The organism is Gluconacetobacter tumulicola (assembly GCF_014174215.1).
In the GTDB taxonomy this organism is placed as follows: Bacteria; Pseudomonadota; Alphaproteobacteria; order Acetobacterales; family Acetobacteraceae; genus Gluconacetobacter; species Gluconacetobacter tumulicola.
The window spans coordinates 243,546-258,564 of the sequence record NZ_JABEQL010000003.1; the positions used below are offsets into that span (position 1 = coordinate 243,546).

The window sequence follows — 15,019 nt, forward strand, 5'->3', positions numbered from 1 at the left end:
GCACGCCCGGAGGTTTCATGGCTTCTTATGGCTGCCGCGCATGCCGCCCGCGATATGGGGCGTTTGTTAACTTTTATATGACAATCTGAAACTCCGGCCTTCGAAGGGAAGCGTCAATCTCTGGAGGAGCACGACCATGTCGAGCGCAGGAACATACTACACTTACGATGCAGCAGGTCATGTAGAAACTACGTGGACCATTACTGATGGAACCATCTTCAATGGTGGCATCGGAAACTCCAATATCGTCATAAAAGACGCAAGCGGAAATACGATTTCTACGATTAACGGCGTCCCGGATAATCTTCTGGCTGAAAATATTCAGACAGGAACGAATGCGACCAACGGTAGCCTTGTGTCTGTTCTTGGCGGGGCGTGGGTCTCCACTCCCGGTTCCAGCGGAACCATCGATTTTCTTCTCGGCCTTTTGTCTGTCCCCACATTCACGATTGGCGGAACGACAGATATTAATTTTGTTGCGAACGCCGCGACGGTAGCAACTGTCAATATTTATGGTGGTACTGCATCATTCTCTGGTGGCATCCTGGCCGGCGCCCTCACCGGTTCGAACATCAACATCGGTTACGGTGGGGAGTACAACGGCTCAACGCAGCTCGTCAGCCTTCTTCAGGGAACGAATATCAACTTCACGACAGGAGGCGGAACTCTTGTCCTGAATGGGAACAACGTCTTCCTTAACCTTTCCAACATAAACATCACCGGCTACGACCCGCATTACGATACCATAGAACTCCAGAATACAGTCGCCACAATTTCTGGTTATACCATAGCAAATTCAGGAACAGATAAAACAATTACACTTTTCGGAAGCGACGGGACACAGATTGCAACTTACACAGCAACACCCGCAGCAGGTGCATACCTTCCCGCCGGAACTTATAACAACCTGACGACGACAGATACCGCGACGAACCCCCTGCAAATTACCTACAGTAGCGGCAATACTTATGTCGGTGTCTGCTATCTCGCCGGCTCCATGATCCGGATGCCGGACGGTGACCGTGCGGTCGAAGAGATGCGTATCGGCGACGAAGTATCGGTCTTCGACTGGCAGAACGACACGACGATCACCCGCAAGGTAATCTGGGCCGGCAGCAGGACGACGACTGTCAATCCAGACCTGCCGGATGACGAAGCAGGTTACCCGATCCGCATCCTCAAGGACGCGCTCGCCGATGGCACGCCCTACAAGGACATGCTGATCACCGCCGAACATTGCCTGTTCTTTGATGGCAAGTTCATCCCGGCCCGCATGCTCGTCAACGGACGATCGATTTTCTATGACAAGTCCTTCATCACCTATGACTATTACCATGTCGAGACCGAAGAACACGCCGTGATCATGGCGGACGGCGTTTTGACCGAAACCTATCTCGACACGGGCAATCGCGGCACATTCCGTCAGAACGGGCCAGTCCTCAGGATCGGCGGCCGCGCGAAGAATTGGGCCGAGGACGCGGCGGCGCCCCTCGGCATCGACCGGAGCTTCGCCGAACCCCTGTTCCGCCGGATCGAGACCCGCGCGACACAGGCCGGCCTTGAGAACCGCGCGGATGCGCCGGCCCTGACGGCCGACACGGACCTGCATCTCGTCACCGACAGGGGCCAGACCCTCCGTCCGGTCCGCGAGGCGAATGGCTATATCAGCTTCATGATCCCGACCGGGGTTGCATCGGTGCGCCTGGTCTCTCGCTCCGGCCGCCCCAGCGACACGATCGGCCCATTCGTCGACGACCGCCGCCAGTTCGGTGTCTCGGTCGGCGAGATCATGCTGTTCGAAGGCAATCATGCCCAGAACGTCACGACACATCTGGCCGACACGACCCTGTCCGGCTGGAATGCGCTCGAACAGGCTGACCGGCGCTGGACCGACGGCAACGCGCTGCTCCCGCTCGGCCAGCGATACCCCAATGGCGTTGCCTTGCTGGCCATTCAGGTCCGGGAATCCGGTCTTTACGTCACCTCCACCGGATCGGCCGGGGCCGCGTCGGTGCGAATGGCCTGACAATCCTGGCACGGTCGTTTCGTGACCGGGCCCTGCTCCCTTCACGGGAGCAGGGTTTCTGCTTTATCCACCATCCATGGCGCAAAGAATTCTCCTCCAGCCCGGACAGATCTGGAGCCCGGAAGATCCATCCCTCCCGGCCCGCCGGGTACGCGATTTCCCCAAGGGCATGCTCTCCTACACCCTGGTTTCGCCTTCGGCGGACGATGGCGAGCATCTGGTTACCCAACAGCTCTTTCGCAAATGGATCCGGGAGAACAGCGCAACATTGGCCGGCAATGACGGTGAGAAAGCCTCCCCCTCTGCCGAACTCGCCAAGAAAATCGCCACCCTGCGTTCGGCCTGCGGCATGAGCCAGTCCGAACTGGCCACGGCGCTCGGCCTGAGCCGCTCCGCCATAGCGGCCCTGGAAACCGGCCGTAGTAGCGCACGCATCCATATCCCCAGACTGGCCGAACTGTTCCAGGTGCCCATGGAACTCTTCCTCAGCGGCATGACGGAACAGTCATTCCGCACGGATCTCTCGGTGGATGAACACGATCTCATCACTCTTTATCGCCGCCTCCCGGTCGCATCGAAGATCAGCGTCCAGAAATATGTCGAGCGCCAGACCAGGACCGCCGAAAACGACAATTGACTGCTCGCTGGCGCTCTTGCCGTCTGTCCATCAACTGCCCGGTGATGATAATTGAAATTACAAGAGTAGGCGGGTCGCGGAATATGACGGGAATCCTGGCGGGTCGGAGCAGTCTGTCGACGATATTGACCTGCACGGTCTGGTGCCTTGCCGCCATTGTCAGTGTCGGATGGACCCGGCATGGCGGCAGTTCCTCGATGATCTGGCCCGCCAACGCAATCCTGGTGGCGGCAGCCCTGTGCGTCCGGAATTTCAACTGGCGGCTGTTTCCCCCGCTGCTGCTGGTCCTGTCGACGATGGTCAATCTGGGCGACCATCGCCCATGGGTCACCAGCATCGGCTTCGCCACCGCCAATCTGGTCGAAATCCTGTTCGCCGTTCTTCTGACCCGCCGTTTCAGCCCCATATCCGGCTTTTTCGAATATCCCGGATGGGCATTTCGTTTCGCTGTCGCGACAGTATCGGCCGTGATCTGCTCTGCGGCCATCGCCGCGGAAGCGCTTTACCTCAGTGAGGGACGCGACTGGCTGGGCGGTGCGATGGCCTGGACGATGGCTCACCTGCCCGGCCTGCTGATCACCGTTCCGGTTCTTCTGGCCCTGAATCCCTACGATACCAAGGGGAGCGCAGACCATGATGCCCCCTCGCGACTGGTGGTCATCGGCCTGATGGCGCTGGTCGCCGGCGCGGCGATCGTGGTCTATCGCCAGTCACATTATCCGTTCCAGTTCCTGCTCCTGCCTCCGCTGGTCCTGGCCACCTACCATCTCTATGCCAAGGGCGCCGCGCTGGCCGTTGCGATCATCGGCATGATCGGCAGCTATTTCATCTTCACCGACGTCGGTCCCGTCATGCCCTTTCATGGGCCGGACTCGCTGCGGGTCTATATTTTCCAGCTCGACCTGGCGACGATCTTCTTCTGTGCCTTGCCCCTGGGGGCCGTGCTGACCCAGCGCGACCAGAAGGCCGTACTGGCCGAACGGCGGCTGCGCGATTTCCGTCACCTGGCCGACCGGGTGGGCGACGTGCTGTTCCGGGTGGATGCATTCGGGCGGTGGAGCTACCTCAACCCGGCGTCCGAGCAATTATTCGGGGTTCCGGTCGAATACCGGCTGGGCCAGCACATGCTGGAAAGCGTCATCCCCGAGGATCGCGTGGCGCTCAGCCGTGTGCTGGCCGAAATCGTATCGGGCAGCCGTGAAGATCTGCGCCGGATCGTCAGCATCTGCCGTCGCGACGGCACGATCCGACATGTCGAAATCCTGGCCCACCGCCTGGATGAAGATCTGGGTTATGGCGGGCTGATCCGCGACGTGACCGACCAGTTGACGCAGAACGAGCAGAACCGTCAGATCGCCGAAGCCAACGAGCATGCCGCCAACACCGACGAACTGACCGACCTGCCCAACCGGCGCGCATTCTTCCAGACGCTCCACGCCTGCCTGGCGCAGAGGACATCGAAGATAGCGGTCGCGATCTTCGACCTCGATCATTTCAAGCTGGTCAATGACCGCTACGGTCATCCGGTCGGGGACGTGGTGCTGCGGCGGGTGGCGTCCACGGTGCTGGCCTCGGTGCGCGACGGCGACATGGTCGCCCGGATCGGAGGCGAGGAATTCGCGGTCCTGATCACCGACCGGAACCCGGAGCAGGCGATCAGCCTGGCGCGCCGCCTCGTCCGCGCCGTCTCGTCGGATTCGATCGCGATCCCGTCGGGCCCGATCCTGCATGTCACCATCAGCATGGGCATCGCCAGCCATCAGCCCGACGAAGACCGTGCGGCATTGATCGAGCGCGCCGACCAGGCGCTCTATGCCGCGAAGAGAGGGGGCCGCAACCGGTTGATGATCGCCGACGCCACCCTCATCTCACAGCCAGCCGACAGCGCCTGAACGGGCTCTCACAGCAGACCGGACTGCCGGAAACTGGTCGCGCCGCCATTGCCCACGATGACATGGTCGCGCACCGTCAACCCCAGCACGGTGGCAATCTGTTCCAGCCGCCGGGTCATCATGATGTCCTCGCGCGACGGCATGGGGTTCCAGCCAGGATGATTGTGGACCAGAATCAGCTCACTCGCCTTCAGGCGGATGGCACGCCGCATGACCTCGCGCGGATAGACGGGCGTCTGGTCGATCGTGCCCTGGGCCAGGACCTCATCCGCAATCAGGCGGGCATTCCGGTCCAGGAACAGCACGCGAAACTGTTCCAGCGTCTCGCGCGCCAGAACGGCCTGCAGATAGGCCATCAGCGCATCATGTGACGCCAGCAGGCTGCCCTGCCGAATTCGCGTACGCATCAGCCGGATGGCCGCCTCGCGCAGCAGCGGAAAGGTGACGACCACCTGAAGGCGTCCGTCGGCAACCGCCGACAATTCGTCGGCATCCGCGGCGAAGACGGCACCGGCCGTCCCGAATCGTTTCAAGAGGGCCTGCGCCAGCGCCGTCGGATCAGCGCCCGGCGGCAGGATCAGCGCCAGGATCGTGGACAGCAGCGCGGCATCCTCCGCAATGGTCGCGGCGGCGCTCATGCCGTCCCGCGCCCCCGGCCACCCGCAAGGAAGGCCGGCAATGGTCGCGAAGCGGCTGCGGTGAGGCTATAAGGGGTCTTCATGGAGCCAAAAGGACCATCGCCGGTATGAATGTTCTGTCGTCTCTCAGCCATCACGACGCGATTCTTCTCGATCTCGACGGTACCATCATCGATTCCCGCGCGGGCATTATCAGTTCCCTGCACGACGCGATACGCGATCTTGGCCATGAACCCGATCCGGCGGAAGACCTGACCTGGGTTGTCGGCCCTCCCCTGCATGATCTGGTGGCGCGCGTCCTGACGCGTTATGGCGATGACCGCGCCGAAGAAGCCGTACGCCGCTACCGCTATCATTACGAACGGCGCGGCATGCATCGCAGCCCTGTCTTTCCCGGCATGCGCGAGGTGATCGAGGCGGTGACGGCATCAGGCGCCCGCCTGTTCCTCGCAACCTCCAAACCGGTTCACCTGGCGCGCGCGATCCTGGAATTGCGGGAACTGACCCCCTATTTCACGGCTCTGTACGGCGCACGGCCCGACGATACCGGCGCGGAAAAGCCCGAACTGATCGCGCAATTGCTGGAAGAACACCAGATCGCCAAAAACCGCGCCATTATGGTGGGTGATCGCCGGTTCGATATCAGCGGGGCGCATGCCAACCATATCAGGGGGCTGGGCGTACTGTGGGGATATGGCGGCGAGGAAGAACTGACCGAAGCCGGAGCAGACGCGCTGGTGACCGATCCGGGTGAACTGATGGCCGCCATCCGGGGCCAGCTTGCGGCAGCGCACATCCATCCGGCGGAGTAAAAATATCTAGAGCCGCCGCTGCTGACGCAGGCTGAGCCACTGGCCCTGCCGCAGGAACACATGGTCCTGGATCGTCAGGGACAGATTCTGCGCGTGGTAGGAAATGGCCTGCATCAGCACCGCGTCCCCTTCGATCATCGCAACCGGCGGCGGCCATGAGGGCGCGATGCGGACGCCGACCAGCGCCGAGGCATGCAGGTCGAGCGCCCGCAGCAGGATATGGCGCTGGGTCAGTTCGGGCGTACCCTCATCCCACATATCGTCCACCGCTTCGTCCGCGATGATGTGGTTGATGCTGTCGAGGAAGAGAACACGCAGTTGGCCGGGCGGCGCATCAGCCAGTTGCGTGTCGCAATAGGCCAACACGGCATCCCAGTCCCCCATCGGGGTACGGGTCAACGGATCGGGACGCGACAGGCAATCGGCCACCGAAGCCGGCAACCCCAGCGCCGCCGCCGCCCGATCCGACAGGCCCGCTTCCCGCAGGACATCGGCCGAGGCCGACAGCAGCGCACCCAGGCTGCCGAATCGGTTCAGCAGGGCCTTGGCCTGCGGCTTGGTGTCCCGCCTCGGCACACCGATGAACAGCAGCATCTCCACGATCTCGTAATCCGCGAGCGACGCGGCGCCGGAGGCCAGAACCCGCGCGCGCATCCGCGCCCGGTGCCCGCTCGGCCCGGTTTCCCTGAAGGGAACTGCCTGCCCCGCGCCCTTTCCGCCGCTCCTGCCCACCCGCGTCATGACGCTGCCTGTCTCCGTATCCGATGGACCAGTCCCCCCCGGCGCGGGAATCAGTCCGCAACGCGTCGTCGCAATGCTTGGTCATAGTCCCGCGACGCCCTATACCGAAACCGTGAACCAGACCCCAGCCCCCACCCCCGACGCTCCGGATTATCTCCAGCGCCTCAATCCCGAACAGCGGATGGCGATCGAGACAACCGACGGCCCGCTGCTGGTCCTTGCCGGCGCCGGCACGGGCAAGACCCGCGTCCTGACCACCCGCTTCGCCCATATCCTGCTGTCGGGCCGCGCGCGGCCCTACCAGATCCTGGCGGTAACATTCACCAACAAGGCCGCGCGCGAAATGCGCGAGCGGATCGGCAGCCTGCTGGGCGAACCGGTCGAAGGGCTGTGGCTGGGTACATTCCACGCCCTGTGCGCACGCATGCTGCGCCGCCATGCCGAATATGTCGGGCTGAGTTCGGGCTTCACCATCCTCGATACCGACGACCAGCTCCGCCTGCTCAAGCAGGTGATCGAGCCCTTGCGCATCGACAGCAAACGCTGGCCCCCCCAGGGTATCCTGGGCGTGATCCAGCGCTGGAAGGATCGCGGACTGACGCCCGAGCGCGTCACCCCGGCCGAGGATTGCGATTTCGCCAATGGCCAGTGCCGGGCGATCTATGCCAGCTACCAGGCGCGGCTGGTCCAGTTGAACGCCTGCGATTTCGGCGACCTGATGCTGCATGTCACCGAGATCCTGCGCACCCGGCCGGACGTGCTGGCGCAATATCACCGGCTGTTCCGCTACATCCTGGTCGACGAATACCAGGACACCAACACCATCCAGTATCTGTGGCTGCGCCTGCTGGCCCAGCGCGAAGGGCAGCAGGCGAATATCTGCTGCGTCGGCGACGACGACCAGTCGATCTATTCCTGGCGCGGCGCGGAGGTCGAAAACATCCTGCGCTTCGAGCGCGACTTCCCCGGCGCCGCCATCGTCCGGCTGGAACGCAATTATCGCTCCACCGCCCAGATCCTGGGCGCCGCCTCCGGCCTGATCGCACATAACGACGGCAGGCTGGGCAAGACCCTGCGCCCCGGCCGCGACGACGCGTCGGGCGAGAAGGTCCGCGTGGCCTCGGTCTGGGATTCGGACGACGAGGCCCGACTGGTCGGCGAGGAAGTCGAACGTCTGCGCGCCGGCGGCCACCGCATGTCGGAAATCGCCATCCTGGTCCGCGCCGGTTTCCAGACCCGCGCGTTCGAAGAGCGATTGATCGCGCTCGGCCTGCCCTACCGGGTCGTCGGCGGCCTGCGCTTCTACGAACGCGCGGAAATCCGCGACGCACTGGCCTATATGCGCGTGCTGAACCAGCCGGCGGACGATCTGGCGTTCGAACGCATCATCAACGTGCCCCGGCGCGGTATCGGCGCCGTCGCGATGCAGAAATTCCATCAGGCCGCCCGCGACGGCGGCGTGCCGCTGACGGAAGCGATCAGCATCATGCTGGAACGCGGCGAGATCAAGGGCAAGGCCCGCGACAGCCTGGCTGCACTGCTGAACAGCCTCGCACAAGGCCGCGAGGCCCTGCCGCGCGAAGGCCATGTCGTGGTCGTCGACACGCTGCTGGAGGAAAGCGGCTATATCGACATGTGGAAGGCCGATACCTCGGTCGAGGCACCGGGCCGGCTGGACAATCTGAAGGAACTGGTGCGCGCGCTGGCCGATTTCGAAAGCCTGGGCCACTTCCTGGAACATGTCGCCCTGGTGATGGAAAACGAGGAAAGCGCGGGCACCGAACGCCTGAGCATCATGACCCTCCACGGCGCGAAGGGGCTGGAATTCGACACCGTGTTCCTGCCAGGCTGGGAGGAAGGCGTGTTTCCCTCGCAGCGTACCCTGGACGAAGGCGGCCAGAAGGGGCTGGAGGAAGAACGGCGCCTGGCCTATGTCGGCATCACCCGGGCGCGGCATCGGGCCATCATCAGCCATGCCGCCAGCCGCCGCATCTACGGCAACTGGCAATCGGCCATGCCCAGCCGTTTCATCGAGGAACTGCCGGACGAATACGTGACCACGACCGGCGCCGCCAGCCAGGCGCGCAGCCGGAGCTTAGGCCAGACCCCGGCCTTCTCCAGCGCCTTCCCCATCACCGCGCGCCGGCCGCGCGCGGCCGATGCGGGCGACGCGGCGGCCCCCGCCAAAGCGGCGATGCCGGTGGGCACGCGCGTCTTCCATCAGAAATTCGGATACGGGACGGTGTCGTCCGTCGAGGGCAACCGGCTGGAAGTCGCCTTCGACAAGGCGGGACCGAAACGTCTCCTGGACAGTTTTGTCGAGAAAGCACCATGACAAGTCTGACCCGTCGCCACGCGACGGAACTGGAAACCATTGCCGTCACCGTCCCCGCCGACGCCGTCATGGCGTACGAGGACGCGCTCTCGGTCGTCTGTTCCACAATCGGGATCTTCGAGGTCGACGATACCCAGATCCTGTGGCGGGTCGAAGGCGTGCGCGATCTCGGCTTCGGCGAGGCCGAACTGACGGCCGCCCTGGCCCTGGCCGCTGCCGTCAGCGGATACGCTGCCGAACTGGAACGCACGCGAACCGAGGCCGAAGGCTGGCTGGCCCGCACTTACGAATCCTTCCCCGAGCAGGATGTCGGGAAGCGTTTCGTGGTGCGCGGAACCCATCTGGAAGGTCCGTCCACCTCGCGTCGCATCGCGATCACCCTCGATGCCGGCATGGCCTTCGGGTCGGGCGAGCACGGATCGACCCGCGGCTGCCTCCGCGCCCTGGAACAGGTAGCCCATCGCCGGCCGCACCGGATCCTGGACATGGGCTGCGGCTCGGGCATCCTGGCCATGGCCGCCGCAGCATTGCTGCACCGCCCGGTCCTGGCGGTGGATATCGACCCATGGTCCGTCCGCACCACCCGGCAGAACGCCGCGCTGAACGGCCTGTCGGCACTCGTGACGGCCCGGCTGGGCAATGGCTGGGGCACACCGGGCCTGAAGCGCCATGCCCCCTTCGACCTGATCTTCGCCAATATCCTGGCCCGCCCGCTCTGCCTGATGGCGAAGGACCTGGCGGCGCATCTGGCGCCCGGTGGCACCGCCATCCTGGCCGGCCTGCTGAACAGCCAGGCCCGGATGGTGGTCGCAGCCCACCGGCGGCAGGGTCTGGTCCTGGAACGGCACCTGACCGAAGGCGACTGGTCGACGCTCGTCCTGCGCCGCCCCGACGGGTCCGCCGGCGCCTGACAGATCGTACGTCGCCACAGAAAAACGATAGAATAGATTGTTTATAAAGCAATAAGGACGATAACAATGCCCGAGATCCAAGCCCGCCTTCCTGCGCTGCGCCGCGTTCTGGAAGAGATGGATGTCGACGGCTTCGTCCTGCTGCGCGGCGACGAGCATCTGGGCGAATATGTCGCCCCCTACGCCGAACGCCTGGCGTGGCTCAGCGGCTTCACCGGCAGCGCCGGCCTGGCCGTCGTGCTGCGCGACGGTCCGGCGGCCGTATTCTCCGACGGGCGATACATCACGCAGATGGACCAGCAGGTGGACGGCACGGCCTGGGCCCGCCTGCATATGCGCGACACCCCACCGGCGGAATGGCTGGCGGCACAGGGCGGCCGGGGCCTGCGGATCGGCTACGACCCCCGTCTGGTGGGCGAGGCCGGGCTGCAGCCTTACCTCGCCCACGGGCTGGACATGGTGCCGCTGGCGACCAATCCGGTAGACCGGATCTGGACCGACCAGCCGGCCGCCCCCGGCACGCCCTGCCAGCCCCACCCCCTGTCGTTCGCGGGCGAGGACAGCGCCGACAAGCGGGCACGCATGGCCGCCATCCTGCGTGCCGCCGGCCAGGACGCGGCCATCGTGGGCGACCCGACATCGGTCGCCTGGCTGCTGAACATCCGCGGCAACGACATTCCCTACACCCCGGCCTGCCTGGCCTTCACCATCCTGCATGCCGACGGGCGGGTGGATCTGTTCATCGAGCCGGCGCGCGTGTCGCCCAACGCCGCCGACTGGCTGGGTCCACAGGTGCGGATCGTGCCTCCCTCGGGGCTCGACGCGGCCCTGGCGGCACTGGCCGGCCAGACGATACGGGTCGATCCGGTGGGCACGGCAATCTGGTTCATCCAGACGCTGGAAGCCGCCGGTGCCACCATCGCCCGCGCCACGGACCCGTGCGCGCTGCCCCGCGCCTGCAAGAATGATGTGGAGCAGGACGGCGCACGCAAGGCGCACCTGATCGACGGCGTGGCCCTATGCCGTTTCCTTCACTGGGTCGATACACAGGGCGTCGGGCAGAATGAACTCCAGGCCGCGACAAAGCTGGATGCCTTCCGCGCGCTTTGCCCCGATTACCGCGAGGAGAGCTTTCCCGCCATCTCCGGGGCCGGCCCGAACGGCGCGGTCATCCACTACCGGGTCACCCCGGAATCCGCCCGCACGATCGGTGCCGACGAAGTCTATCTGATCGACAGCGGCGGCCAGTATCCGTTCGGCACGACCGACGTGACGCGCACCCTCTGGACCGGCAAGGGGCCGGGGCCCGACAGCGTGCGCGGCCCCTTCACCCGCGTGCTGAAGGGCCATATCGCTCTGGCGCGGGCCCGCTTTCCGGTGGGCACGACGGGGCACGCGCTGGATGCCCTGGCGCGCTACGCGCTGTGGCAGGACGGGCTGGATTACGATCACGGGACCGGCCATGGCATCGGCAGCTACCTTTCGGTGCATGAGGGCCCATGCTCGATCTCGCCCGTTCATCGGCCGGTGGCGGTCGCGGCGGGCATGATCCTGTCCGACGAACCCGGTTATTACCGGCCGGGCGCCTTCGGCATCCGGCTGGAGAACCTGCTGCTGGTCCACCCGGTCCCGGCCGAGGCCGGACGGACCTTCCTGGGGTTCGAGACTCTGACCCTCGCACCGTTCGACCGGCGGCTGATCGACCCCGCGCTGCTGACCGGCGAGGAGGCGGCATGGCTGGATACGTACCATGCACGCGTTTTTGATCTTATCGCGCCGCAACTGGATACAGACGCCCGTGCATGGCTGGCGACAGCCTGCGCCCCGATCGTGGCGGAATAGCGCGAAACCTCCCCGGACAGCGCCAGATAATGTGACTGCGAAAGCCCCTGCGACGGGGGCGAGTGCAATTGTCACCCGTCTGCCACGGGCCTAGGACCATACGGGTTCCGGCCCGGCTGCCCCGCCTCGCGAACGCACGGTCGGCAGGTCGGGCCTGGCAAAGCACAGAGGGAGACGTTCGACAATGTCCGCTGAAAAGACCATTCCGGCTACCCTGATCCCCGGCGATGGGATCGGCCCGGAAATCATGGATGCCGTGACCGAGATCCTGGACGCGGTTGGCGCGCCGTTCGCCTGGGACAAGCAGCTCGCGGGTATGGCGGCGGTTGAGGCGACCGGCAATCCGCTGCCCCCCCAGACAATCGACAGCATCCGCCGCACCGGCCTGGCCCTGAAGAGCCCGCTGACGACCCCTGTCGGTGGCGGCTTCAAGTCCATCAACGTGACCCTGCGCCAGGAATTCGGGCTGTATGCCAACCTGCGCCCGACGCGGACATTCGTTCCGGGTGGCCGTTTCGACAAGATCGACCTGGTCCTGGTGCGCGAGAACCTGGAAGGGTACTACGCGGCGATGGAAAGCTACATCCCGGTGGGCGACGACCCGCACGGGATCGCGACGGGTGCCGGCTACAACTCGCGCGCCGAATGTAACCGCATCGTCCGCTTCGCGTTCGAATATGCCGTCAAGCATGGCCGCAAGAAGGTGACGCTGGTCCACAAGGCCAACATCCTGAAGCTGCTGACCGGCCTGTTCCTGGAAGAAGGCCGCAAGGTCGCCAAGGAATATGAAGGCCGCGTGGAATGCAACGAGCGCATCGTCGATGCGTGCGCCATGCAGCTGGTCATCGACCCCTGGCAGTATGACGTCATCGTCACCACCAACCTGTTCGGCGACATCCTGTCCGACCTGACGGCTGGCCTGGTCGGCGGCCTGGGCATGGCCCCGGGTGCCAATATCGGCGAGAAGGCCGCGGTGTTCGAAGCCGTCCACGGCTCTGCCCCCGACATTGCAGGCAAGAACCTCGCCAACCCGCTGGCCCTGCTGCTGGCCGCGAACATGATGCTGGAGCATGTCGGCCGCGACGACCTGTCCAAGCGCATCGAAAGCGGCATCCGCGCCGTGATCACCAAGCGCGAACTGCTGACCCGCGACCTGGGCGGCAATAGCGGCACGCGCGAATTCACCGCCGCGCTGAAGCAGCACCTGGTCTGATCCACGTCCGCCGGTTCTCCCAGAACCGGCGGCCCCGCGCCCCGCCTCGGCGGGGCGTTTTTTTAACTCCCCCTGTAGGTCGAAAACCCATAGGGCGAGACCAGCAGCGGCACATGGTAATGGCCGCCCTTGCCATCCGGCCCCGGAGCCGCAATCCCGAACGCGATCGGCACCACGTCCAGAAAGGGCGGGTCGCTCAGCGCCACGCCCTGCGCCCGGAAATAGGCGGCAACCGCGAATTCCAGCCGATAGGCTCCCGGCGACAATTCCCCTGCCCCGGCCAGATCCGGGCACCGTCCATCGTCATTGGTCCGGCCACGGAACAGGCAGACCTCCCCCGACCAGAGCACGATCTCCATGCCCGCCGCCGGCCGGCCAGAGACCAGGTCGAGGACATGGCTCGACAGACTGCTCATGATCCCGGCTCCTCCCGTGCCAACACGCCCAGCGCATCGGTCAGGCGCAGGGCCGCGATCTTGCCGATTTCCACGATCGCGGTGTCCAGTTCCTCCACGGGCGTCTGGGCCAGACGGCGCTCCATTTCCGACAGGATCAGCACCTTGTCCGACAGGCGGACGCAGATCACGAACGGCATGCCGAAACGCGCGGCATAGCCGTCATTCAACCTGTTGAACCGTGCATATTCCTCCGGCGTCAGCCGATCCAGCCCCGCCGAAGCCTGTTCGGCCTGCGAGGCACGGGTCAGGTCAGGGTCAAGCCCCGCCCGGCGCGCCAGTTCGGGGTGCGCACGCACCAGTGCCAGCTTCTCTTCCACCGTCGCCCGGTCCAGCACACCGGTCATCGCCGCCAGCATCGCGCCCGGGTCCGCGAACGGGCGCAGGGCCGCCGCACGTTCCACCACCCAGGGCGAATGTTCGTAGAGCGCGCCGAACCGTTCGACGAACCGCGCGGGTTCCATCTCGTTCACGCGCTGCATCACCAGGCTCATGCAGGATGGACCTCCAGCCAGTGGCGGGCGATATCCAGGCGCGTCGCCATCCAGACCCGTTCATGGGCCAGAACATGATCCAGGAAGCGCGCCACCGCGCGGGCACGGCCCGGACGGCCGGCGATGCGGCAATGCAACCCGACGGACATCATCTTCGGCGCCACGTCACCTTCATCGTACAAGGTATCGAACGTATCGCGCAGATAGCGAAAGAACTGCTCGCCTTCGGTGAAGCCATTCAGCGCCACATGGCGCATGTCGTTCACATCCAGCGTATAGGGCACGATCAGTTGCGGCCGCCCATAACGGCGGTCGTAGTACGGCAGGTCGTCGGCGTAGGAATCCGCATCATAGACGAAGCCACCTTCCTCGACGATCAACCGGGCGGTGTTCGGGCTGGTGCGGCCCTGGTACCAGCCCAGCGGGCGCGACCCGGTCAGGTGGGTGTGCAGCGCAATGCAATCGCGGATATGCGCGCACTCCAGCGCCTCGGGAATGTCCTGGTAATCGATCCAGCGCAGGCCGTGGCTGGCAATCTCCCACCCCGCATCCAGCATCGCCTCCACCGCGTCGGGGTTGCGGGCCATCGCGGCGGCAACCCCGAAGATCGTCACGGGCAGCCCCCGCTCCACGAACAGCCGGCGCAGACGCCAGAACCCGGCACGCGAGCCATATTCGTACAGGCTTTCCATCGCCATTGCCCGCGCGCCGGGCACCGATCGCGCACCAACCATTTCGGAGAGGAAGGCTTCGGACCCCGCATCGCCATGCAGGACCGAATTTTCGGCCCCTTCCTCGTAATTGATGACGAACTGCACGGCGATCCGCGCCTGGCCGGGCCAGCGCGGATCAGGCGGGTTGCCGGCATAGCCGACAAGGTCGCGGGGATAGGGCACAGTCATGACGCGGCCTCATAAACAGCGCGGGCGGCATCGATGGCCGCGCCGGGCGGCGGCGCATAGCCCTCGGCACGCAGCACGGCGTCCAGCGCACCGAGCGTGATCAGCACCTTGTGCCGCATCG

Annotated in this window: 13 protein-coding genes; 8 read left to right on the forward strand and 5 right to left on the reverse strand. The window is 65.0% G+C overall.

Going from position 1 to position 15,019, the window contains the following annotated elements; translation table 11 throughout:
* Nucleotides 1–136 precede the first annotated feature (136 nt).
* From HLH29_RS03740 to HLH29_RS03750, 3 genes are all read left to right on the forward strand, one after another.
* Nucleotides 137–2,026, forward strand: a complete 1,890-nt coding sequence (locus HLH29_RS03740) for a Hint domain-containing protein (RefSeq protein ID WP_182964660.1) — start codon at nucleotides 137–139, stop codon at nucleotides 2,024–2,026.
* 76 nt (nucleotides 2,027–2,102) lie between these two features.
* A complete protein-coding gene (locus tag HLH29_RS03745; RefSeq protein ID WP_246373721.1) occupies nucleotides 2,103–2,663 on the forward strand; it encodes a helix-turn-helix domain-containing protein in 561 nt (186 codons plus the stop codon).
* Nucleotides 2,664–2,746: 83 nt separating this feature from the next.
* Complete coding sequence (locus tag HLH29_RS03750) at nucleotides 2,747–4,555, forward strand: sensor domain-containing diguanylate cyclase (RefSeq protein ID WP_182964661.1); 1,809 nt, start codon at nucleotides 2,747–2,749, stop codon at nucleotides 4,553–4,555.
* 8 nt (nucleotides 4,556–4,563) lie between these two features.
* On the opposite strand, the gene HLH29_RS03755 is transcribed toward HLH29_RS03750, so the two are convergent.
* Nucleotides 4,564–5,193 (reverse strand): JAB domain-containing protein, encoded by a 630-nt coding sequence (locus tag HLH29_RS03755; protein WP_182964662.1) that lies wholly within the window; start codon nucleotides 5,191–5,193, stop codon nucleotides 4,564–4,566.
* 107 nt (nucleotides 5,194–5,300) lie between these two features.
* On the opposite strand from HLH29_RS03755, the gene HLH29_RS03760 reads away from it, so the two are divergent.
* Complete coding sequence (locus HLH29_RS03760) at nucleotides 5,301–6,005, forward strand: HAD hydrolase-like protein (protein ID WP_182964663.1); 705 nt, start codon at nucleotides 5,301–5,303, stop codon at nucleotides 6,003–6,005.
* A gap of 6 nt (nucleotides 6,006–6,011) precedes the next feature.
* Here the strand turns inward: HLH29_RS03760 and HLH29_RS03765 are convergent, their stop codons facing one another.
* Nucleotides 6,012–6,746, reverse strand: coding sequence for a JAB domain-containing protein (locus tag HLH29_RS03765; protein WP_182964664.1), 735 nt, complete (start codon nucleotides 6,744–6,746; stop codon nucleotides 6,012–6,014).
* 73 nt (nucleotides 6,747–6,819) lie between these two features.
* Between HLH29_RS03765 and HLH29_RS03770 the strand changes: the two genes are divergently transcribed.
* From HLH29_RS03770 to HLH29_RS03785, 4 genes are all read left to right on the forward strand, one after another.
* Entirely contained in the window at nucleotides 6,820–9,081 is a 2,262-nt protein-coding gene (locus HLH29_RS03770; RefSeq protein ID WP_182964665.1) for an ATP-dependent helicase, read from the forward strand.
* Nucleotides 9,078–9,992, forward strand: coding sequence for a 50S ribosomal protein L11 methyltransferase (locus HLH29_RS03775; protein WP_182964666.1), 915 nt, complete (start codon nucleotides 9,078–9,080; stop codon nucleotides 9,990–9,992). Before HLH29_RS03770 ends, HLH29_RS03775 begins: the two co-directional genes overlap by 4 nt.
* A gap of 66 nt (nucleotides 9,993–10,058) precedes the next feature.
* Entirely contained in the window at nucleotides 10,059–11,834 is a 1,776-nt protein-coding gene (locus HLH29_RS03780) for an aminopeptidase P family protein (protein ID WP_182964667.1), read from the forward strand.
* A gap of 184 nt (nucleotides 11,835–12,018) precedes the next feature.
* Nucleotides 12,019–13,047 (forward strand): isocitrate/isopropylmalate dehydrogenase family protein, encoded by a 1,029-nt coding sequence (locus HLH29_RS03785; protein WP_182964668.1) that lies wholly within the window; start codon nucleotides 12,019–12,021, stop codon nucleotides 13,045–13,047.
* A gap of 62 nt (nucleotides 13,048–13,109) precedes the next feature.
* Here the strand turns inward: HLH29_RS03785 and uraH are convergent, their stop codons facing one another.
* Genes uraH through puuE form a run of 3 tightly spaced genes read right to left on the reverse strand, consistent with a single transcriptional unit; the run spans nucleotide 13,110 to nucleotide 14,898 of the window.
* The gene (uraH, locus tag HLH29_RS03790) at nucleotides 13,110–13,463 is read right to left on the reverse strand and encodes a hydroxyisourate hydrolase (protein ID WP_182964669.1); all 354 of its coding nucleotides are present in this window, start codon (nucleotides 13,461–13,463) and stop codon (nucleotides 13,110–13,112) included.
* On the reverse strand, nucleotides 13,460–13,996 hold the full coding sequence (gene uraD / locus HLH29_RS03795) for a 2-oxo-4-hydroxy-4-carboxy-5-ureidoimidazoline decarboxylase (protein ID WP_246373723.1): 537 nt from the start codon (nucleotides 13,994–13,996) through the stop codon (nucleotides 13,460–13,462). Before uraD ends, uraH begins: the two co-directional genes overlap by 4 nt.
* Nucleotides 13,993–14,898 carry an allantoinase PuuE gene (puuE, locus tag HLH29_RS03800; RefSeq protein ID WP_182964670.1) on the reverse strand — a complete coding sequence of 302 codons (906 nt, stop codon included), beginning with the start codon at nucleotides 14,896–14,898 and terminating at the stop codon, nucleotides 13,993–13,995. The genes uraD and puuE overlap by 4 nt, the downstream gene beginning before the upstream one ends.
* Nucleotides 14,899–15,019 lie beyond the last annotated feature (121 nt).